This window comes from Aquisediminimonas profunda (assembly GCF_019443285.1).
GTDB classification, from domain to species: domain Bacteria; phylum Pseudomonadota; class Alphaproteobacteria; order Sphingomonadales; family Sphingomonadaceae; genus Aquisediminimonas; species Aquisediminimonas profunda.
The window spans coordinates 1,043,552-1,063,242 of record NZ_CP080327.1; the positions used below are offsets into that span (position 1 = coordinate 1,043,552).

Consider the following 19,691-nt stretch of genomic DNA (forward strand, 5'->3'; position numbering starts at 1 on the left):
AGAAAACGCGAACAAAGCAGATGTTCGAAGACCGCTTTTCGCTCCCTTCCAACGGCTATTCGTTCTGAATGGCTCATGAGGCCTTGTCTTGAATGGATCGTTGCCTGTTTCCTCTTTGTGCCTTATCGAAAAATGAAGTACGCGACACTCAATCCAGCAATGACCACTATCGCGAGATAGATACGTCGTAGATCATGAGTATCCTTCTCGCTTGGTGCCGTCTCGTCGGCTTCGACCCCTGTCGCCTCCATTGGTGCCAGCTTCTGTGTTGATACGGCCGCCGCGAATTTCGAGAAAAAATCATCGGCCATTGATTTGGCAGTCCCTTCAACCAAGCGAGCACCCATCTGCGCGAGCTTTCCGCCAATTTGGGTATCGGCAACGTAGCTGAGGCGCGTACCGCTTTCTTCAGGCTCAAGGGTCACAAATGCACTGCCTTTCGCATAACCGGCAACACCACCTTGGCCTTCAAACGCCATTTTGCAGCTGCGCGGTGCATTTATCTCGGTTTGCACCATCTTGCCCGAGAAACGGGCGCTGACAGGTCCGATCTTGGTCGCGACAGTGCCTGAAAATTCGGTATCCGATATCTTCTCCAGCTTCTCGCAGCCTTTCAAAGCGCCCTTGAGCAATTCAGTGTCATTTAACGCCTGCCAGGCACGCTCTTGCGAGCAGGGGAGAAGATAAGTGCCGCGAAGATCCATGAGAGACTTGGTCCTTCTCTACCGCCCAATGTGTGCAAGCGCGCGAGCAGTGACAATGCGCGTCAGGTGCATTCTGTATTCGGCCGAGCCGTGCAAATCACTGGTATAGTGGCTATCGTCAAGCGCGATCCCCGACACATTGTCGCTGCCGCCGCTGTCAACATGTGCCTCTGCTTCAAACCACCGAAATACCCCGGAGCCGCTGCCCGTTATGGCGATCCGGGTCCCTTGTGCGGTGCGTGCGGCAAAGACGCCGATGAGCGCAAAACGCGAGGCCGGATTCTTGAACTTCTCATAATGTGAGCTGGAAGGAACCGGGAATGATAGCCCAGTGACAATCTCTCCGGGTTCAAGCGCAGTGGAAAACATGCCTGTGAGAAAATCATTGGCACTCAGACAACGCTTGCTTGTGACGACATCTGCATCTAGCCCCAGGACCGCGCTGGGATAACAGGCTGCCGGATCATTGTTGGCTACCGACCCGCCTATCGTGCCGCGATGGCGGACCTGAACGTCTCCAATCCCGCCAGCGAGACTGGCCAATGCAGGAATGGCAGTCTGCACGAGATGGCTCGCGGCAACCGCTGCGTGCGTTTCTGCGCCACCAATGACAAGTCGGCCACCCTCAACCTTGATCCCTTTGAGTTCCGGCAGGCGCGCCAAATCGACGAGCTGACTCGGTGCTGCCAGACGCGCACGGAGTACCGGCATGAGTGTCTGCCCACCTGAAAGAGGTTGCGCGGTCTCATCATGCTTCAAAAGCAACAGGGCATCAGAGAGAGAGGTTGGGCAGGAATAGGTAAAATCGTACATCAGCTTGCCTCTCGCAGTTGGCAAAGGCGCCAGATTTTTTCTGGTGTTGCTGGCATATCAACATGGTCAATTCCGAGTGCGTTGCACACCGCATTGATGACCGCTGGGGGTGATCCAATTGCGCCCGCTTCGCCGCAGCCCTTCATGCCCAAAGGATTGGAGGGCGAGGGAGTTTCGCAAAAAGTCAGTTTGAAATCAGGAATACCATCGGCGCGTGGCATCCCATAATCCATATAGGATGCAGTGACGAGTTGTGCAGTATCGGGGTCGTAAACCGCCTGTTCCCAAAGCGCTTGCCCAATCCCCTGCGTTATGCCCCCATGGACCTGGCCTTCGACGATCATCGGGTTGGCGATAACGCCAAAATCGTCGGCCGCGCAGAACGAATCAACACGCACAACACCCGTTTGCGGATCAATCTCCACTTCGCAAACATAGACGCCGGCAGGGTAGGTGAAATTGGGCGGATCAAAGAAGCTGGTGGCAACCAACCCAGGCTCTATTTCGCTGGTCGGGAAAGCCGCGGCAGCGTGAGCCGCGAAGGCCATTTCACCGAAGGCTACCGTGCGGTTGGTCGCTTTGCTGGAAAAGACACCATCATCGAACTCGACCGTTTCCGCGTCTACCTCTAACAGATATGCGGAGATCAACTTTCCCTTGGCGATGATCTTGTCGCAGGAATTGAGAACTGCCGACATGCCGACTGAAGCGCGCGAGCCATAGGTGCCAGTGCCCGCCTGTATGCGATCCGTGTCGCCCTGGATGACGCTGATATTTTCCATCGGCACGCCGAACCGGTCAGCCACGACCTGCGCAAAGGTTGTTTGATGCCCTTGCCCGTGGCTGTGAGCACCGGTCAAAACCTCAATCGTGCCGACTGGATGGACGCGAACTTCAGCAGATTCCCACATGTTGCCGCCGCCGCCCAATTTTGCGAGCAATGCCGATGGCCCAATGCCACAGGCCTCTACATAGGCTGAAATACCCACGCCGCGGATCAGGCCCTTTGCTTCAGAGCCCGCCTTTCGTTCAGCATAATTGCTGTAGTCAGCAAGAGAAAGGGCAGCATCAAGGCAAGCTTCGTAGCTGCCGCTATCATACTCATACACCAGAGGCGTCTGGTGCGGGAAAGATCTGATGAAGTTTCGGCGGCGTATCTCGGCTTGATCGACGCCCAGCTTTGCAGCAGCGACATTGACGATGCGCTCAATCACATAGGCGGCCTCAGGTCGCCCTGCGCCGCGATAAGCATCAACGGGGCAGGTGTTGGTATAGACGCCCTCCACACGACAGTAAGCCGCAGGTATCGCATACTGTCCGCATAGCATTGTCGCGTACATATAGGTTGGAATCAGGGCGCCAGAGAAGGAAATATAGCCGCCCAGATTTGCCAAGGTGTGCACCTTCAGCCCTAGAAAGCGACCCTCTCCGTCCATGGCAAGTTCAGCGTATGTCAAATGATCGCGGCCATGTGCATCTGTCAGGAAGGACTCGGAGCGATCCGCCGTCCATTTAACAGGGCGATCAATCAACTTGGCAGCAAAGGCTACCGCCATTTCTTCCTGATAAGCTGGGGCCTTGGATCCAAAGCCTCCACCTACATCGGGAGCAACAACGCGCAATTTATGTTCAGCGGCCAAACCGAAAACTGCTGAAAACAGCATGCGCATTCCAATCGGATTCTGGTGCGTGATGTAGATCGTCATCCGCTCCTCGACGCCTTCCCATTGAACGTTGATCGCGCGCGGCTCTATTGCATTGGGAACGAGGCGATTGTTGTAGAGTGTTATGGACACTCTGTGCGTTGCGTTAGCAAAGGCTTTATCCGTCGCTGCTTCGTCGCCAATCTCCCAATCAAATGCTCGGTTGTTGGCAATGCCAGGATGGAGTTGTGGCGCACCGTCGGCAAGGGCCCTGGTTGGGTCTGCAACGACGGGCAGTTCGTCATAGTCGACTGCGATCGCCTCAGCTGCGTCGCGCGCTTGTTCACGTGACTCAGCGACAACAAGGGCAACCGGCTCGCCCGCATATCGAGCTGCATCTGTGGCCAGCGCATTCCTGATGCCGGCCTTGATCTCACTCCCATCGCGCGAATGGAGCATCCAGATGTTCGGAAGGGGCGGGTACTGTGCATCGAGAAGGTCTTGGCCTGACACAATTCGGATCACACCGGGCATATCGTTTGCCGCCGATGCATCAATATTGACGATGCGCGCGTGCGCATAAGGTGATCGCACGAAGGCAGCATAAGCTTGCCCTGGCAAAATCATATCGTCGACATAGCGACCCTTGCCGCGGACAAGTCGAGCATCCTCGACGCGTTTTTGGGATTTGCCAAATTTGGTACCGGACATTGCCGTGTTCATTGGGCTGCCTCCATCTTGGCTGCACCGGCTATCACAGCTTTCACGATGTTGTGATAGCCGGTGCAGCGGCAGAGATTTCCCTCCAACTCGGCACGCACCGTCGCCTCATCGGGACGACCATGGCGGTTGACGATGTCAATTGCTGTCATGATCATCCCCGGAGTGCAAAATCCGCATTGCAGACCATGCTCCTCATGGAACGCTGCCTGCATGGGGTGAAGCGTTTCACCTTGGGCCAAGCCTTCTACTGTGACGATTTTCGCGCCATTGGCCTGCGCCGCCAGTATAGAACAGCTTTTGACGGCCCGACCATCTAGATGAACGGTACACGCCCCGCACTGACTGGTGTCACAGCCGACATGTGCGCCAGTCAGTCTCAGATGATCGCGCAGAACATGGATAAGGAGCGTCCGGTCTGCAACATCAATCTCAACGGGCTTGTCGTTCACCGTCATCGCTATGATCGCCATCAACCCGCCTCCTGCTTCTGCTCGTACAAGTCGATCATAGCGGCGGGGAAACCGAATGAAAGGGTAGGCATTGTTAGGCCAACTATGCGGGTGTGCCTTATTGCACTGGTTTGGAATTCACCATACGGCGCCGGACGCAGCGGTACGCGCCAACAGTGCAGAACTCCGGGATTTTTAGGGTGAGGCGGTCCTCGGGTTCGTCAATTCGCGAAAACCCTGGACTGCCTGGTGGAGCCTAGCGGGATCGAACCGCTGACCTCTACACTGCCAGTGTAGCGCTCTCCCAGCTGAGCTAAGGCCCCATGAGCAGGCAGCGCCTTAGTCGGGCGCTGCCTTGAAATCAAGCGTCAGCTCTCGTCCGACGCATCGCCTGTGTCGACGCCCAGATCATCGTCTCCGCCCAGATCGACTTCGTCGTCCGGAGAGACTTCGGCGTCTTCATCGACATCGATGTCCAGATCGTCAGCCAGATCCGTGTCGACCTTTTCCGGATCGACCTTCTTGGCTTCCTCAAACGGCATCGGCTGCTTCGATTTGAGCACGGGCTCGGGATGCCAGGCATTGCCACAGGCAATGCAGGTGACCGGCTCGTCCTTCATCAAATCATAAAAGCGCTCGCCACATTTCGGGCAGGTACGCTTCGTACCCCATTCAGGCTTCACCATGAGCCTCAAAACCTTTCAACTTGAATTCTGGAACTCCGGGTCGAGCCCGGTGAGCGGCGCGCCTTGCCATAGCGGGACGCCGCTGTCAAAAGCCGCGTCCATGCCAAGCCCAAAGTCCTTTTCGCCTGCCGGTCCGCTCAGGGGCAGCATTGCGATTCCCGGAGACAAGTCGATCTCGCATCGGTCGTTGATGCTTTCGGCGCTCGCGATCGGCGAAAGCGTGATCGAAGGACTGCTCGAAGGAGAGGATGTCCATGCGACAGCCGCTGCCCTTCGGGCGATGGGGGCCGATATCGAACGCGGCGATGGCGCAGTCTGGCGCGTCCACGGCGTTGGTGTCGGGGGATTGCTGCAACCACTGACTGCTCTGGAAATGGGCAATTCGGGTACCTCGACCCGGCTGCTGATGGGTCTGGTCGCAAGCCATGCGATTACGGCCACCTTTGTGGGTGACGCTTCGCTTTCGAAGCGGCCCATGGCGCGGGTGAGTGATCCCTTGTCGCTGATGGGGGCCTCCTTCACAGGCACGCCGGGCGCCGCTGGCGCGCAGTGCCTGCCGATGATGGTGCGTGGGGCCTGCCCTGCGGTGCCGATTGCCTACAGGCTCCCCATGGCGTCCGCTCAGGTCAAATCGGCAATCCTCCTTGCCGGCCTCAATACGCCCGGGATCACGCGGGTGATCGAACCAGTGCCGACCCGCGATCATAGCGAGCGAATGCTGAAGGGATTCGGTGCAGATATTGAGGTCGACATCGGCAGCGATGGCATCCGGACCATTTCCATCCGGGGCGAAGGCGATCTGGCACCGCAGCATATCATTGTGCCGGGTGATCCGTCTTCGGCAGCATTCCCGATTGTCGCTGCACTCATCACGCCCGGTTCGGAAGTGACCGTCACCAATGTGGGGATGAATCCGACGCGCGCCGGCCTGTTCGATATACTCGTTCAGATGGGCGCGGACCTGAGATTCGGCAATGCCCGTGAAGTCGGCGGGGAGCCCGTGGCGGATATCACCGCGCGGCACAGCGCAATGACCGGGATCGATGTCTCTCCCCACATAGTGCCGACCATGATCGACGAGTTCCCGATCCTGTTTGTGGCCGCCGCGATGGCCCAAGGCATAACGCGCACTTCTGGCCTAGATGAATTGCGCGTCAAGGAATCGGACCGGCTGGCCCTGATGGCCAAGGGCCTTTCGGCAATCGGTGTTCAGGTCGAGGAACAAGCGGACGGGTTGACGATCCATGGTCGCAGCGGTGACCCGTTCGGTAGTGGAACAGCGCCGCCCTTGATTGAGGCGGCGCTCGATCACCGGATCGCGATGAGCTTTGCCATTGCGGGGCTCAACACCAGCGGCGGTCTGACGGTCGATGATATGGCGCCCGTCGCCACGAGCTTTCCGGGGTTCGAAGCGATGCTCAAACAATTGGGATCAGGTCAATGAACGGCGCTCTTGCGGATGCGATCGGAATTTGTGGCAGCGTGCTGTTCATTGGCGCCTTCGCCTATGCCAATCGCGCGCCGGTACTCAACAAGCTGATGTTCAACACTGTCAATCTGGTTGGGGCAGTGCTCTTGCTCATTTCGCTCTCGGTACATTTCAACCTGGCTGCGGTCGTGCTTGAAGGGGCATGGGCGGTCATTGCCCTAGCCGGTCTGATTTCTGCGATCAGGGAGCGACGGGCATGATCATTGCAGTCGACGGACCCGCAGCATCCGGGAAAGGCACGATTGCCCGCGCAATTGCTGCACATTTCGGTCTGCCTTTGCTTGATACCGGCCTTCTCTACCGGGCTGTAGGCATGGCAACCGTGCGGGCGGGTGGCGATCCCGATGTGGAGGATGATGCGCTCAAGGCCTGCCAGTTCGACAACGCCGCGCTGGCCGATCCGGCTCTGCGGAGCGAAGCGGCCGGGGGCCTTGCGTCGCGTGTTTCGGTCCATCCCAAGGTGCGCGCGGCCCTGCTCAAGCGCCAGCGTGACTTTGCCGGTCAGCCCGGAGGCGCGGTGCTTGACGGACGCGATATCGGCACAGTGATTGTGCCGTCAGCGGATGCCAAGCTCTATGTCACGGCAAGCGCCGAAGTGCGCGCACGGCGCCGCCAGCTTGAGGATTATGATCGCGACTATCCAGCGATCCTTGCGGAGATTCTCGCACGCGACGAACGCGACGCGAGCCGCGCCGACGCACCAATGCGCCGCGCGGACGACGCAGATTTGCTCGATACGAGTGATCTCAGCGTAGATGACGCCGTCCAGCGCGCGATCGCGATCGTGGAGGCACGGCTTCGACGTTGATCCGGGCTTGCCCGAACGCACTGTTTTGACTATAGGCCCCGCCGTCCAGCGGGCGTTTGCGCTCGCGGAGGCCCGATTTTCGGCCCTGACCGCTTTTCAGCGCTCACCGGTGATTTCGTCCCCCCGCGTGTTCTTGTCGTCCAATGGATGCCGCGTGGACATGGGGTTCGCGGGGCGGTTCGGCCAAAAGACCTCCGGATTCAACCGGACGGCCGGAAATTGTTAAATTAGGAATTCACTTTATGGCGACAGCCGCACATCCGACGCGCGACGATTTCGCAGCGCTCCTCAACGAATCACTCGGTGGCGAAGATCAGGGCTTTGAAGGCCGCGTGGTCAAGGGCACCGTTACGGCAATCGAGAACGATCATGCCGTCATTGACGTCGGCCTCAAGAGCGAAGGTCGCGTTCCGCTGCGTGAGTTCGCGGCACCCGGCCAGAAGGCCGAACTCGCTGTTGGCGATACCGTCGAAGTCTATGTCGACCGCGTCGAAAATGTGAACGGCGAAGCGATGCTGAGCCGCGACCGCGCGCGTCGCGAAGCGGCCTGGGACGCACTTGAAACCGAATTTACCAAGTCCAGTCGCGTCGAAGGCGTGATCTTCGGCCGCGTGAAGGGCGGCTTCACGGTCGATCTTTCGGGCGCCGTTGCCTTCCTGCCCGGTTCGCAGGTCGACATCCGTCCGGTGCGCGACGTGACGCCGCTGATGGATATTCCGCAGCCATTCCAGATTCTGAAGATGGACCGCAAGCGCGGCAACATTGTCGTCTCGCGCCGCGCAATCCTCGAAGAAACCCGCGCGGAAGCCCGCACCGGCCTCATCTCGACGCTCGCTGAGGGCCAGGTGATCGATGGCATCGTCAAGAACATCACCGATTACGGCGCGTTCGTCGACCTCGGTGGCATCGATGGCCTGCTCCACGTGACCGACATGAGCTACAAGCGCGTCGGTCATCCGTCCGAAGTCATCAACATTGGCGATACGGTCAAGGTGCAGATCATCCGCATCAACAAGGACACACAGCGCATCTCGCTTGGCATGAAGCAGCTTGAAAGCGATCCTTGGGAAGCGGCTGTTGCCAACTATCCGATCGGCGCAAAGCTCTCGGGCCGGGTCACGAACATCACCGAATATGGTGCCTTTGTGGAACTCGAACCCGGCATCGAAGGCCTGGTCCATGTGTCCGAAATGAGCTGGACCAAGAAAAACGTCCACCCCGGCAAGATCGTTTCGACCAGCCAGGAAGTCGATGTCATCGTTCTCGAAGTCGACACCGAAAAGCGCCGCATTTCGCTGGGCCTCAAGCAGGCGATCAACAATCCGTGGGAAGCCTTTGCGGCGGAACACCCGGTTGGCAGCCAGATCGAGGGCGAAGTCAAGAATGCGACCGAGTTCGGCCTGTTCATCGGCCTCGAAGGCGATGTCGATGGCATGGTTCACATGTCGGACATTGCCTGGGGCATTTCGGGCGAGGAAGCCTTGGCCCTGCATCGCAAGGGCGAGACCGTCACGGCTGTCGTGCTTGACATCGATGTCGAGAAGGAACGGATTTCACTTGGCATCAAGCAGCTTGAAAAGGGTGCGCCAGCCGTTGGTGGCGCTGCCGCTTCGTCATCGGGCGGTCTTGCAAAGAATGCCATCACGACCGTGACTGTGCTCGAAGTCCGCGATGGCGGCCTCGAAGTGCAGGCTGGCGAAGATGGTGCGACAGGCTTCATCAAGCGCACCGACCTTGGCCGCGACCGTGACGAGCAGCGTCCGGACCGTTTCCAGGTCGGCCAGAAGTTCGACGCGATGGTGATCGGCTTCGATCGTTCGAAGAAGCCGAACTTCTCGATCAAGGCCATGCAGCTTGCCGAAGAAAAGCAGGCTGTTGCGCAATATGGTTCGTCCGACTCGGGCGCGTCGCTTGGCGATATCCTGGGCGAAGCGCTGAAGGCTCGCGACAGCAAGAAGTAATACAACGCATGCGCCGCCCTGCATTACCCATGGACAATGGGCGCAGGGCGGCAGCGATTGTGCGCAATATTACACCTTATTTGTGTCGATTTGAGTGTATTTAGCTCGAATTCCATCATATCCACTTGCATCGGCCGCGTTTTGCGCCATTTTACAGGTGGGGCGCACTGATCATCAAATGATCGGGGACAATAAGATCGTCGAATGGTTGTGGCGTTTCTCATAAGGAGGACGTCTCGTTGAACGAAGACTCATGAGGGGTAAGCCATGATCCGTTCTGAACTTGTTGCATTTCTGTCCGAAGCCAATCCTGGCCTGTCTGCGCGCGAACTCGATTTGATCGTCACTGTTTTCTTCGACACGATCACAGCTCGTCTTGCAGCGGGTGGCCGCGTTGAACTTCGCGGATTTGGCGCTTTTTCTACTCGGTCGCGAGACGGCCGGACAGGCCGCAATCCGCGGACCGGGGCTTCGGTTGCCATTCAGCCCAAGCGTGTTCCCTATTTCAAACCCGGCAAGGAAATGCGGGAACGACTGAACGTCTGAGGCGGTGGAAAAGAACCCCCTTGGCTCTGATTTTCACCTATCCTATACGGCCACTTGGTACGCGGGCGTGGCGGAACCGGTAGACGCAACGGACTTAAGCCAAATTGAGTGCTTGTGGGGAAACCTGCAATGCAGAACTGCTCAAATTCGGGGAACCCTGTCAAATGGCGATCCCGAGCCAAGCCCGGGCTGCAGAATGCCCGGGAAGGTGTAGAGACTAGACGGGCAGCACCTAAACCCTGGTCGACCCAAGGCATGGTGAAGGGATAGTCCAGACCACAAACGCAAGGACGTGCCTTGCGGCGATGAAAGTCGTAGCTGGTACGAAAATCCGTTGGGCATAGCCCGTGGGGGTTCGATTCCCCCCGCCCGCACCAACCCTCCTCCGGGCAGGCCACCAAGTCCGCGCCTGCGCCACTTTCCGCCCGCGACGAGCCTCTATAAGGAAGGGTGTGATTTTGCGGGTGCGATCTATGTTTCGTATCGGGCCTCTTGCCGCTTTCCCTTGAAACTCAGTTGATCAAGTCGCCGGGCCTGCTAGTCATCATAATCATGCGCGCAGCCTTTCCCTTTTCAGCGATCGTCGGTCAGGATGACATGAAGCTCGCCCTGCTGATCGCTGCGGTTGATCGCTCGATTGGCGGCGTGATGGTCTTCGGGGATCGCGGCACGGGCAAGTCGACGGCAGCGCGCGCATTGGCGGCGTTGCTTCCGGCCATCAAGGTGAAGGCCGGTTGTCGCTATAATTGCGACCCCCAGAGCACGATGCCTTGCCCGGGAGGCTGCACTCCAACAGGCATGAAAACTGCCAGTATGCCAGTGCCCTTTGTCGACCTGCCGCTCGGCGCGACCGAAGATCGCGTGACGGGGGCTCTCGACATTGAGCGCGCCCTGACCCGCGGCGAAAAGGCTTTTGAACCCGGACTCCTTGCGCGGGCCCATCGGGGCTTTCTCTACATCGACGAGGTCAACCTGCTTGAGGATCATATCGTCGATCTTTTGCTCGATGTGGCGACGTCCGGGGAGAATCTGGTTGAGCGCGAAGGTTTGAGCGTGCGCCACGCCGCCCGGTTTGTGCTGGTCGGCAGCGGCAATCCCGAAGAGGGAGAATTGCGGCCGCAGTTGCTCGATCGGTTCGGATTGTCGGTCGAGGTGCGCACGCCGTCAAATCTGGAAGACCGGGTCGAAGTGATCCGGCGTGTCGATGCGTTCGGGCGCGATCCTGCCGCATTTATCGCGCAATGGCAGGAGTCCGAAGTTGCGACACGCAAATCGATCGATCGCGCGCGAAAGGCGCTCGACAAGGTTGACGTTCCGGACGCCACGCTTGAGGCCGCATCGCGCCTGTGTATGGCGCTTGGCACAGATGGGCTTCGCGGCGAATTGACGCTGATGCGCGCGGCGCGGGCCGTGGCAGCCCTCGAACGCCGGAAATCGGCGTCGATCAAGCATCTTGCACGGGTCGCGCCCATGGCCTTGCGTCACAGGCTCCGTCGCAATCCCCTCGATGACACGGGCTCAACCGTGCGCGTCGAGCGCGCCGTGGATGACGTGCTCGGACAATGACGGAAGCGGGAACCGCGCGCTGGACCGAAGCGTTGCTTGTTGCCCGCCTTTTTTCCCAAGACCCGGCCGGATTAGGCGGCGTGGTTGTCCGTGCCTGTGCGGGGCCTGTGCGCGATGCCTGGCTTGCCGCGCTTCAGGCCATGTTGCCGGAAAGATGCGCCATTCGAAAGATGCCGGTCGGCATTTCGGATGAGCGCCTGCTCGGCGGCCTGGACCTGACTGCGACGCTTGCCGCCGGGGCACCCGTTGTCCGGCCCGGCCTTTTGGCAGAGGCTGACGGCGGCATCATTCTTGTGCCGATGGCAGAGCGACTGGCCGAAGCTGCGGCCCATTTATGCGCGGTGCTCGACCTGGGCGAAGTGCGTCTGGAACGCGACGGCCTTGCCCTCAAGTCTCCGGCGCGGGTCGGGGTCGTGCTGTTCGACGAAGGCGCGGGGGAGGCAGAGCAGGCTCCCGCAGCTCTGGTTGAGCGCTGCGCCTTTCAGATCGACCTCGGGGAGATTTCGCTGCACGACATTGATGGAGCAGCGCATCCGGAGATCGCGACGGACTTGCCTGCCGAGGCGAGTCTGACTGACGAGCAATTGGCGATCATCTGCGCCACTGCAGTGGCGTTTGGTGTCGACTCACTTCGTGCCCCCATTCTCTGTGCGCGCGCTGCCAAGCTGCTGGCCCGGCTCAATGGGCGCTGTGTGACGCAGGACGAAGAGATTGCAGCGGCGGCGCGCCTGATCTTGTCCCCCCGCGCAACGCTGATTCCGGCGGACCCGGCACAGCAACCAGAGGAGACGCCCGAACAGTCTCCGGCCAGTTCACCCGAAGGCGATGGCGGGGAGGAGACTCAAAAGAGCGGGGCTCTGGCGGACGTCGTGCTCGAGGCGGTTCAGGCAGCGCTGCCGCCCGCCTTGCTGGAGCAGATGGGAAATGAGAAAGCGCGAACCAAAGCCTCCCGCGGGCATGGGAGCGGTGCGCTGCGCAAATCGCTGATGCGCGGGAGGCCGGCCGGCGCACGGCGCGGCGATCCGGGGGGGCACGCGCGCTTGCACCTTGTGGAAACTCTGCGCGCTGCAGCGCCGTGGCAGGCGCTTCGCCAAGCAGATGCGCGACGCGCCGGAATCATCGTTCATCGGAGCGATTTTCGCGTGAGGCGGTTTGCCGAGCGCGCCGAATCGACGATGATCTTTGCCGTTGATGCGTCAGGTTCGGCGGCGCTGGAGCGGTTGGCGGAAACCAAGGGTGCGGTCGAGCTGCTGCTGGCGGAAGCCTATGTCCGGCGTACACAGGTTGCTCTGATAGCCTTTCGCGGAGATCGCGCGGAGGTCGTTCTTGCGCCGACAAGATCCCTTGCCCGGGCAAAGAAATGCCTCGCCGGGCTGGTTGGTGGCGGCGGCACGCCGCTCGCCTTGGGCGTGGAGACAAGTCAGCTCCTGGCCGAAGCCGCGAGGACTCAAGGCCGAACGCCGTTTGTGATCTTCATGACGGATGGCCGCGCCAATATTGCGCGCGACAGGACGCCGGGGCGAGTCCAGGCGAATGAGGATGCGCTCGCGGCAGCACGGCGGTTCCGCGCGACCGGGATCGCTGCAGCTGTCCTCGATATCTCTGCGCGGCCCCGGGATGATGCACTGAACTTCGCACGGGCGATGGGCGCAAGTTACAAGCTCTTGCCGCGGGCCGAGGCAGAAAAGATGCGCGACATCGCGCGGGCACTCGATCCGACCGCTTGATGAGCAGGCCGAGTTGGGACCGCGAAGGACGTGACTGGCCGAACCGGGCAGCAAGCCGCTTTGTGGATGCGGCTGGGGTTCGCTGGCATGTTCAGGTTGCGGGCACCGGGCCGGCGTTGCTGCTGCTTCACGGGACTGGCGCTGCAACGCACAGCTGGCGCGACCTTTTCCCGCTGTTGACGCCATATTTTACGGTGGTGGCACCGGACTTGCCGGGCCACGGATTCTCGGTCGCACAGGGTTCGCGCGGGCTGACCTTGGTGAGGTCGGCAAGCAACGTTGCCGCTCTCCTCGATACACTCGCGATCAGTCCGGCCGTCATTGTGGGCCATTCGGCGGGAGCCGCCATTGCCGTGCGCATGGCGATTGACGGATTGGTGCAACCCGAACGGATTCATGCCTTGAACGGCGCTTTGCTGCCGTTTCCGGGCATTGCCGCCAAGCTGTTTCCGGCGATGGCGCAAATGCTGTTCGTCAATCCGCTTGTTCCGCGGCTCTTTGCATTGCAGGCGCGCATTTCGGGAGAAGTCGGACGGTTTCTCGCACGGAGTACCGGTTCGCAGATCGACGCGGCCGGTGCTGAATTCTATGCGCGACTGTTGCGGACGTCGGGGCATTGCGCTGCTGCCTTGGGCATGATGGCCAATTGGGACCTGGACTCTCTTGCGCGCGATCTGCCCGACCTTCGTGTGCCTCTGACCTTGATCCATGGCGAAAAAGATGCTGCCATCCCGATCAAGGTGTCGAGAGATGTTTCCGCGATCGTCACCGGGGCGCAACTTGTTGCATTGCCAGGGCTTGGCCATCTCGCCCATGAAGAATCGCCGCAACGCGTGGCGGACATTATCGGGAGGACGTCATGATCGATCCGAAATATTATGGTCTCGTTGAAATGGCCTTTACGGGCGCGGTCGTCCTCGGACTCTCCTTCTGGCAGCTCTGGTCGGTTCGTGACGCGGGCAAATCGTCACCCGAAGACACGCGGCATGCGGAACGGGAGCATGAAGCGGACAAAGGGTGAGCGAAGCCGGTCCAGAGACAGGCTTTCGTGGATTGCATCGACCCGTTCTCCGAACAATTGGGTGGAAATGGCCGTCCGGCTATAGAAGGGCGCGTCCTCCCATGCCTTGCGGATCACAACGTCGCTGCCCGGATCTGCGCGCGTCGACCGTGCTACGCGCCAGCCGGTTCGCGGCAATGTCGTCAAAGGGGGCGGTTCGACCAGCGCCGCTCGACCGGTTCTGTCGAACCTGAGGGCCAAGGCAAAATCGCTTCCGTCTCGGCGGGAGCCCTCATACAGCACTGCCGTATCCCGCTTCAAATGAGCGCGAGACCAGTTCCAGTGGGTAAAGCCTTCCTCAAGCGGGCGATCGCCGGCATTGCTGTCGAAATAGCCTGCGCCAAACCATGACAGCTCAGGATCATCAAGATGGACCTCGACCCGCGCGCGCGTGGCCACCGGCATCCAGCGGTGACGCCCCTCGGCATCCAGTGCGAATGTCTGCATCACGAGCGCTTCCGGTTTGACGCGAACAACGCCTTTCACTTTACGAGGGATGGGCGCGCCGCGTTCCTCGAAGCGGATTGTAAGGGTATCCCTATCCCAAACCATGTCGCTCGGTCCGATCCGGATCGAACTCTGTTCTCGATGGAGCGAGGACTCTCCCCGTTCGGTCATAGCCCAGCGGTTGGCGCGCGGGCCGTAGAGGGCAACATTCAGTGCGACATGGTTCTGCGGCCTGTTCCGGCCGGAAAGCGCATACCAGGTCGAAAAGACACTGCCGACAAAGGCAATGATTGTCAGTCCATGGCGCCCGTCGTCGCTGATCGCATCGATATACCACCATGCGTAGCCGCCGGGTATGACCGGCGTATCGAAGCGCGGTCCGCCAGCAAGGCGGATGCTGCCTGCATCCCCGAAAGCGCTGCCATCGGAACGCCTGCTCCTGGATGGGTCGCTCCGCCCGCGAGATAGAGGCCTGGAATCCGTGTCCGCGATCCTGGCCGCTGGAATGCTGCCAACGCTCCGTGTGTCGCTTGACCGTAGAGTGCCCCTCCCGTCGCCGGAAACAGGGTGTTGAAGTCCTGCGGCGTCGTCAGGTGATGGTCCATTATCTTGAGTTTCAGGTTGCAGGCCTGAAGTCGGTCCAATGTTGCGCGTTCGCATGTTGCAACCTCCGCTGCCGTGAAGCTCTTTCCGTCGCCATTGGGCGGCGCATTGACGATGATCTGAAAGCGTTCGGGCCTGGATGGCGGAGTGCCATCGCGGGCATCGCGATCCTGCGCGCACAGATAGACCGTGGGGTTCGCTGGCAGGCGACCTGCTTCGATCTGCGCAAATTCATCGGCATAGTCATCAGAGAAGAAGACATTGTGATGGGAGAGAGGCTCGCCTTCTGCCTCCGCCAAGAGCAGGGTGACCATGGCTGATAGCGCGCGTCGATCCGGTCTTTGTACTGGCGCTGCCTGTGAGACGGCGCGTCCGAACAAGCCGGATGCCAGGGCCGCAGGGTCGCAGTTGGCAATGATGCAATCCGCCGAAAGCCGCTCCCCGGAATCCAGACGGATCGAACCTTTTGCAATCTCGGTGCAAGACGTGTTGAAGCGGAACTGCGCGCCGCGGACAATTGCAAGGTTGGCCATTACTGACGCGAGCCGATGCATGCCACCGTCGATCAGCCAGACCCCCTGAGCCTCCGCATGGGCAATCAGCATCAGCGTTGCCGGGGCATGGAATGGCGACGACCCTGCATAGGTTGCGTAACGCCCGAACAGCTGGCGCAGCCGGCCGTCGCTGAAGTGCCGGCCCAGCGCGCGCCACATCGGCTCGTAGGGCTTGATCCCTGACAGCGCGGCAAGGCCGTTCGGTGCCATGCGCCAGACAAGCCCGAGCGGACTTGTCTTGCTTGCCCGGATGAATGGCGCATCAAGAGCCTCATAGATCCGGCGCGCTTCTGCAGAGAAAGTGTCGAACCCCTGCGCCTCTTTCGCTCCCGCAAACTTGCCAACAGCGTCGCGGCTGCGCGCCTGGTCCGCAAAAAGGTCCAGCCGCTCGCCGCCCTGCCAGGCATGCCGTGCCAGTATGTCAGCCTTTGTCAGGCCGATATGATCATCAAGGTCTTCCCCGATGCTGGCAAAGATCTCCCTGAAAACGTGCCGCATCGTGAAGACCGTCGGACCTGCGTCGATTACGCGATCCCCGACGGGGACTGCGCGCATCTTTCCACCGGGTTCGGCGGCTTTTTCAACGACGGTCACGGACAGTCCCTTGTCAGCCAGAAGAAGCGCCGCGGTTAGCCCACCTATTCCTGCACCAACGATGATGACTCGGTCCGTCATGAGTGGCAGTGTTGAACGATCGAGCATGATTGTCCATATTATTTGACAAATGCATGTCCGGATGTTTGGACATCACTTCAGGAAGCCAGCGATGTTGAGCCAGTTGAGAGAAAATTGGATCAGCTGGCGCAATGCCACTCTGTCCAGTTCGCGATTCCAGCGGTTCGCAGCAAATTTTCCGTTTGTCCGTCCAATCGCTGCACGACGCGCCAAGGCATTGTTCGATGTTGTTGCCGGATTTGTCTATTCACAGATTCTGTATGCCTGCGTTCGTCTCGACCTTCTGGAAAAGCTCAGGGTCCGCCCGCGTTCAGTCCAGGAACTCGCCGACGATTGTAACATGCCGCTCCATTCCATGCAGGCCTTGCTTAGGGGGGCGGCTTCACTGAACCTGTCCGAAGAGCTTGCCGATGGCCGGTTTGCGCTGGGCAGCGACGGCGCTGCACTGCTGGGTAACCCTGGCATTGCGGAGCTCGTGCTCCATCATGAGGCACTTTATTCCGATCTTGCCGACCCTGTTGCCCTTTTGCGGAGAGGCGGTGGGGGAGGGTTGCTTGCGGGCTATTGGCCTTATGATGCAAACGACGCCGAGTCGGCTGCCCGCTATTCCGCCTTGATGGCGGCATCGCAGCCCATGCTCGCGGAACAGATTATTCGCGCTTATGATTTCGGGCGCCATCAAAGTCTCACCGATATAGGCGGCGGAGAAGGGGCTTTCCTTGAAAAGGTCGGGCATCGCTGGCCAGACCTGCCACTGTCGCTGTTTGATCTTCCCGCAGTTGCCGCACGGGCGCGAGCGCGACTCGGGAGTCGCGCCAAAGTGTTTGATGGCAGTTTCATCGATGATCCGATCCCCGTCGGCGCAGATATTTTCACTCTTGTCCGCGTGCTGCACGATCATGACGATGATGTTGTCCGGAAATTGCTGAAGAAAGTCCATGATGCCCTGCCAAGAGGCGGGACGCTTTTGGTTGCTGAACCTATGGCCGAAACACAGGGCGCGCGGGCGATGGGGCATGGCTATTTTGGGCTTTATCTGCTGGCAATGGGCAGCGGACGGCCACGCTCGGCGCAGGAAATTTCCTCATTTTTGAAAACTGCAGGGTTTGCGTCGTCTCGGTTGATCCGGACGCCAACGCCGATAACCTGCAGGGTAGTCGTTGCGCGCAAGTGACTCTCGATGATGACTCCAAAAGTGTAAAACTTTATTGACATCTAATAGCGTCCATTTAGATTGACATCACCGAGCAGGTCAAAAGAGACCGATCGTGGGCAGTGGGTCGCCAGAATGCGCCAGACTGCTTGGGGAATGAGGATGGACACACTCGCTGTCGTTCTGGAAGCGCCTGAAAGACTGGCTTTGCGTCGTCTCGAACTGCTTCCGGTTGCTCACGGTGATGTTGTCGTTGAAATCGATTTCAGCGGAATCAGTAGCGGTACCGAGCGCTTGCTCTGGAGCGGAACGATGCCGCCGTTCCCCGGCATGGGATACCCGCTCGTCCCTGGATATGAGTCTGTCGGGCGTATCATAGGCGCAGGTCCGGAGGCAGAATGTCGCATCGGAGAGCGCGTATTTGTGCCGGGTGCAAGCTGCTACCGCGATGCAAAGGGCCTTTTCGGGGGAACCGCTCGTCGGCTTGTCGTGCCCTCTGCGCGCGCAATCCCAGTCCCGGAATCACTTGCGGAACAGGGCATTTTGCTGGCGCTGGCTGCGACAGCGCGTCACGCCATAGCTGGCGGAGACCATCTGCCAGATCTGATCGTCGGTCACGGAGTTCTCGGCAGGCTGCTCGCGCGCCTGATCGTAGCAGCGGGGGGACCGGCTCCAACCGTTTGGGAGACCAACCCCGCCCGCCAGGACGGCGCCGCCGGATATCGGGTCGTTCGTCCGGAAGACGACTCACATCATGATTACAAGGTGATTTGCGATGCGAGCGGAGCGCCAGACCTGCTTGATTCGTTGCTGACGCGGTTGGCGCATTCCGGCGAGATTGTTCTGGCCGGATTCTACACAAAGCCGCTGAGCTTCAATTTCCCGCCTGCATTCATGCGAGAAGCGCGCATTCGCGTTGCCGCCGAATGGAAGGCCGATGATCTGGTCGCGACGCGCGCACTCATTGAGTCCGGTTCGCTGTCTTTCGACGGGCTAATCACACATCGCCGGCCTGCAACCAAGGCCGGCGAGGCTTATCCGTGCGCGTTCGGCGATGCGGCCTGTTTGAAAATGGTTCTGGATTGGAGGGAGTGCGCATGACGATGCTCGACGTCGGGAGTTTGCGCGATGAGGCAAACCAGGAGCCGGATCCAGTCCATACCGGGCCAATTACCAAGGAAACCCAAATCATTGCGATCTATGGCAAGGGCGGCAGCGGCAAGTCCTTCGCGCTTTCGAATCTGAGCTACATGATGGCGCAGCAAGGCAAGCGGGTGCTGTTGATCGGTTGTGATCCGAAAAGCGACACGACGTCGCTGCTGTTTGGAGGGAAGTCATGCCCGACGATCATCGAGACGTCTGCCAAGAAGAAGCTCGCCGGTGAAGAAGTGACGATTGAAGATGTCTGCTTCCAGCGCGACGGGGTCTTCGCCATGGAACTTGGCGGCCCGGAAGTCGGGCGCGGCTGTGGCGGGCGCGGCATCATTCACGGATTTGAACTGCTCGAGAAGCTCGGCTTTCATGAGTGGGGATTCGACTATGTGCTTCTCGATTTCCTTGGCGACGTCGTCTGCGGCGGCTTCGGCCTGCCGATCGCGCGTGACATGTGCCAGAAAGTGATCGTCGTTGGATCGAACGATCTCCAGTCTCTCTATGTTGCCAACAATGTCTGCAAGGCCGTCGAATATTTCCGCAAGATGGGAGGCAATGTTGGCGTTGCGGGGATGATCATCAACAAGGATGATGGCACCGGCGAAGCGCAGGCTTTTGCCAGTGCAGTTGGCATCCCCACCTTGTGCGCGATCCCCGCGAATGAAGACATCCGCCGTAAATCGGCCAATTACCAGATCATCGGCACGCCGGGCGGCGAATGGGCCTCGATCTTCGAGGAGCTTGCGATCAACGTTGCCGAAGCGCCACCGGTTCGGCCGACGCCACTTGACCAGGACGGCCTGTTGGGATTGTTCAGCCCGGAGGAAACCGGTGGGGGCGTCACCCTGATTCCCGCGACTCAGGCAGATATGCGAGGGGCCGAGTATGTGACCAGACCTTCGCTCGAAGTCGTGTATGATGCGGTATAGGTG

At 59.9% G+C, this 19,691-nt stretch carries 19 protein-coding genes and 1 tRNA gene; 12 read left to right on the plus strand and 8 right to left on the minus strand.

What is annotated here, in order from left to right; all coding sequences use genetic code 11:
- Positions 1–122: 122 nt before the first annotated feature.
- From K0O24_RS05355 to K0O24_RS05380, 6 genes are all read right to left on the minus strand, one after another.
- Positions 123–704: an SRPBCC family protein gene (locus tag K0O24_RS05355; protein ID WP_219894835.1), complete on the minus strand. Its 582-nt coding sequence runs from the start codon at positions 702–704 to the stop codon at positions 123–125.
- Between the two features lie 18 nt (positions 705–722).
- Positions 723–1,517 (minus strand): FAD binding domain-containing protein, encoded by a 795-nt coding sequence (locus tag K0O24_RS05360; RefSeq protein WP_219894837.1) that lies wholly within the window; start codon positions 1,515–1,517, stop codon positions 723–725.
- Complete coding sequence (locus tag K0O24_RS05365; protein WP_219894839.1) at positions 1,517–3,883, minus strand: xanthine dehydrogenase family protein molybdopterin-binding subunit; 2,367 nt, start codon at positions 3,881–3,883, stop codon at positions 1,517–1,519. The genes K0O24_RS05360 and K0O24_RS05365 overlap by 1 nt, the downstream gene beginning before the upstream one ends.
- Positions 3,880–4,353: a (2Fe-2S)-binding protein gene (locus K0O24_RS05370; RefSeq protein ID WP_219894841.1), complete on the minus strand. Its 474-nt coding sequence runs from the start codon at positions 4,351–4,353 to the stop codon at positions 3,880–3,882. Before K0O24_RS05370 ends, K0O24_RS05365 begins: the two co-directional genes overlap by 4 nt.
- 226 nt (positions 4,354–4,579) lie before the next feature.
- Positions 4,580–4,655 (minus strand) — tRNA-Ala (locus K0O24_RS05375).
- A gap of 45 nt (positions 4,656–4,700) precedes the next feature.
- A complete protein-coding gene (locus K0O24_RS05380; protein WP_219894843.1) occupies positions 4,701–5,018 on the minus strand; it encodes a TIGR02300 family protein in 318 nt (105 codons plus the stop codon).
- A gap of 100 nt (positions 5,019–5,118) precedes the next feature.
- Here K0O24_RS05380 and aroA point away from each other — a divergent pair, with 100 nt between their 5' ends.
- The 9 genes from aroA to K0O24_RS05425 all read left to right on the plus strand — a co-directional run bounded on the left by aroA (position 5,119) and on the right by K0O24_RS05425 (position 14,136).
- A complete protein-coding gene (aroA, locus tag K0O24_RS05385; protein ID WP_219894845.1) occupies positions 5,119–6,462 on the plus strand; it encodes a 3-phosphoshikimate 1-carboxyvinyltransferase in 1,344 nt (447 codons plus the stop codon).
- Positions 6,459–6,707, plus strand: coding sequence for a CBU_0592 family membrane protein (locus K0O24_RS05390; protein ID WP_219894847.1), 249 nt, complete (start codon positions 6,459–6,461; stop codon positions 6,705–6,707). Before aroA ends, K0O24_RS05390 begins: the two co-directional genes overlap by 4 nt.
- A complete protein-coding gene (gene cmk, locus K0O24_RS05395) occupies positions 6,704–7,315 on the plus strand; it encodes a (d)CMP kinase (RefSeq protein ID WP_219894849.1) in 612 nt (203 codons plus the stop codon). Before K0O24_RS05390 ends, cmk begins: the two co-directional genes overlap by 4 nt.
- Before the next feature lie 242 nt (positions 7,316–7,557).
- Entirely contained in the window at positions 7,558–9,276 is a 1,719-nt protein-coding gene (gene rpsA / locus K0O24_RS05400) for a 30S ribosomal protein S1 (RefSeq protein WP_219894851.1), read from the plus strand.
- Between the two features lie 267 nt (positions 9,277–9,543).
- Entirely contained in the window at positions 9,544–9,822 is a 279-nt protein-coding gene (locus tag K0O24_RS05405) for an integration host factor subunit beta (RefSeq protein ID WP_219894853.1), read from the plus strand.
- Between the two features lie 552 nt (positions 9,823–10,374).
- Complete coding sequence (gene bchI, locus K0O24_RS05410) at positions 10,375–11,388, plus strand: magnesium chelatase ATPase subunit I (RefSeq protein ID WP_219894855.1); 1,014 nt, start codon at positions 10,375–10,377, stop codon at positions 11,386–11,388.
- Positions 11,385–13,115, plus strand: a complete 1,731-nt coding sequence (locus K0O24_RS05415) for a magnesium chelatase subunit D (RefSeq protein ID WP_219894857.1) — start codon at positions 11,385–11,387, stop codon at positions 13,113–13,115. The genes bchI and K0O24_RS05415 overlap by 4 nt, the downstream gene beginning before the upstream one ends.
- Positions 13,115–13,978, plus strand: coding sequence for an alpha/beta fold hydrolase BchO (gene bchO, locus K0O24_RS05420; protein ID WP_219894859.1), 864 nt, complete (start codon positions 13,115–13,117; stop codon positions 13,976–13,978). The genes K0O24_RS05415 and bchO overlap by 1 nt, the downstream gene beginning before the upstream one ends.
- Positions 13,975–14,136 (plus strand): hypothetical protein, encoded by a 162-nt coding sequence (locus K0O24_RS05425; RefSeq protein ID WP_219894861.1) that lies wholly within the window; start codon positions 13,975–13,977, stop codon positions 14,134–14,136. The genes bchO and K0O24_RS05425 overlap by 4 nt, the downstream gene beginning before the upstream one ends.
- Here K0O24_RS05425 and K0O24_RS05430 read toward each other — a convergent pair.
- Both K0O24_RS05430 and crtD read right to left on the minus strand, forming a co-directional pair.
- Complete coding sequence (locus K0O24_RS05430; protein ID WP_219894863.1) at positions 14,083–14,793, minus strand: hydratase; 711 nt, start codon at positions 14,791–14,793, stop codon at positions 14,083–14,085. The two genes, K0O24_RS05425 and K0O24_RS05430, sit on opposite strands and share 54 nt — an antisense overlap.
- Positions 14,794–14,915: 122 nt before the next feature.
- Complete coding sequence (gene crtD, locus K0O24_RS05435) at positions 14,916–16,454, minus strand: 1-hydroxycarotenoid 3,4-desaturase CrtD (protein WP_219894865.1); 1,539 nt, start codon at positions 16,452–16,454, stop codon at positions 14,916–14,918.
- Positions 16,455–16,515: 61 nt separating this feature from the next.
- On the opposite strand from crtD, the gene K0O24_RS05440 reads away from it, so the two are divergent.
- The 3 genes from K0O24_RS05440 to K0O24_RS05450 all read left to right on the plus strand — a co-directional run bounded on the left by K0O24_RS05440 (position 16,516) and on the right by K0O24_RS05450 (position 19,688).
- Positions 16,516–17,628, plus strand: a complete 1,113-nt coding sequence (locus K0O24_RS05440; RefSeq protein ID WP_246611134.1) for a methyltransferase — start codon at positions 16,516–16,518, stop codon at positions 17,626–17,628.
- Between the two features lie 141 nt (positions 17,629–17,769).
- Positions 17,770–18,708: a chlorophyll synthesis pathway protein BchC gene (gene bchC / locus K0O24_RS05445; RefSeq protein WP_219894867.1), complete on the plus strand. Its 939-nt coding sequence runs from the start codon at positions 17,770–17,772 to the stop codon at positions 18,706–18,708.
- Positions 18,705–19,688: a chlorophyllide a reductase iron protein subunit X gene (locus tag K0O24_RS05450; protein ID WP_219894869.1), complete on the plus strand. Its 984-nt coding sequence runs from the start codon at positions 18,705–18,707 to the stop codon at positions 19,686–19,688. Before bchC ends, K0O24_RS05450 begins: the two co-directional genes overlap by 4 nt.
- Positions 19,689–19,691 lie beyond the last annotated feature (3 nt).

Bases quoted from the DNA above. Each gene is read 5' to 3' on its own strand.
- bchC (WP_219894867.1), top strand. From the start codon at position 17,770: ATGGACACACTCGCTGTCGTTCTGGAAGCGCCTGAAAGACTGGCTTTG.
- aroA (WP_219894845.1), top strand. From the start codon at position 5,119: ATGCCAAGCCCAAAGTCCTTTTCGCCTGCCGGTCCGCTCAGGGGCAGC.
- K0O24_RS05440 (WP_246611134.1), top strand. From the start codon at position 16,516: ATGTTTGGACATCACTTCAGGAAGCCAGCGATGTTGAGCCAGTTGAGA.
- K0O24_RS05355 (WP_219894835.1), bottom strand. From the start codon at position 704: ATGGATCTTCGCGGCACTTATCTTCTCCCCTGCTCGCAAGAGCGTGCC.
- crtD (WP_219894865.1), bottom strand. From the start codon at position 16,454: ATGACGGACCGAGTCATCATCGTTGGTGCAGGAATAGGTGGGCTAACC.
- K0O24_RS05365 (WP_219894839.1), bottom strand. From the start codon at position 3,883: ATGAACACGGCAATGTCCGGTACCAAATTTGGCAAATCCCAAAAACGC.
- bchO (WP_219894859.1), top strand. From the start codon at position 13,115: ATGAGCAGGCCGAGTTGGGACCGCGAAGGACGTGACTGGCCGAACCGG.
- K0O24_RS05370 (WP_219894841.1), bottom strand. From the start codon at position 4,353: ATGGCGATCATAGCGATGACGGTGAACGACAAGCCCGTTGAGATTGAT.
- K0O24_RS05450 (WP_219894869.1), top strand. From the start codon at position 18,705: ATGACGATGCTCGACGTCGGGAGTTTGCGCGATGAGGCAAACCAGGAG.
- K0O24_RS05425 (WP_219894861.1), top strand. From the start codon at position 13,975: ATGATCGATCCGAAATATTATGGTCTCGTTGAAATGGCCTTTACGGGC.
- bchI (WP_219894855.1), top strand. From the start codon at position 10,375: ATGCGCGCAGCCTTTCCCTTTTCAGCGATCGTCGGTCAGGATGACATG.
- rpsA (WP_219894851.1), top strand. From the start codon at position 7,558: ATGGCGACAGCCGCACATCCGACGCGCGACGATTTCGCAGCGCTCCTC.
- K0O24_RS05415 (WP_219894857.1), top strand. From the start codon at position 11,385: ATGACGGAAGCGGGAACCGCGCGCTGGACCGAAGCGTTGCTTGTTGCC.
- K0O24_RS05390 (WP_219894847.1), top strand. From the start codon at position 6,459: ATGAACGGCGCTCTTGCGGATGCGATCGGAATTTGTGGCAGCGTGCTG.
- cmk (WP_219894849.1), top strand. From the start codon at position 6,704: ATGATCATTGCAGTCGACGGACCCGCAGCATCCGGGAAAGGCACGATT.
- K0O24_RS05380 (WP_219894843.1), bottom strand. From the start codon at position 5,018: ATGGTGAAGCCTGAATGGGGTACGAAGCGTACCTGCCCGAAATGTGGC.
- K0O24_RS05430 (WP_219894863.1), bottom strand. From the start codon at position 14,793: ATGACCGAACGGGGAGAGTCCTCGCTCCATCGAGAACAGAGTTCGATC.
- K0O24_RS05405 (WP_219894853.1), top strand. From the start codon at position 9,544: ATGATCCGTTCTGAACTTGTTGCATTTCTGTCCGAAGCCAATCCTGGC.
- K0O24_RS05360 (WP_219894837.1), bottom strand. From the start codon at position 1,517: ATGTACGATTTTACCTATTCCTGCCCAACCTCTCTCTCTGATGCCCTG.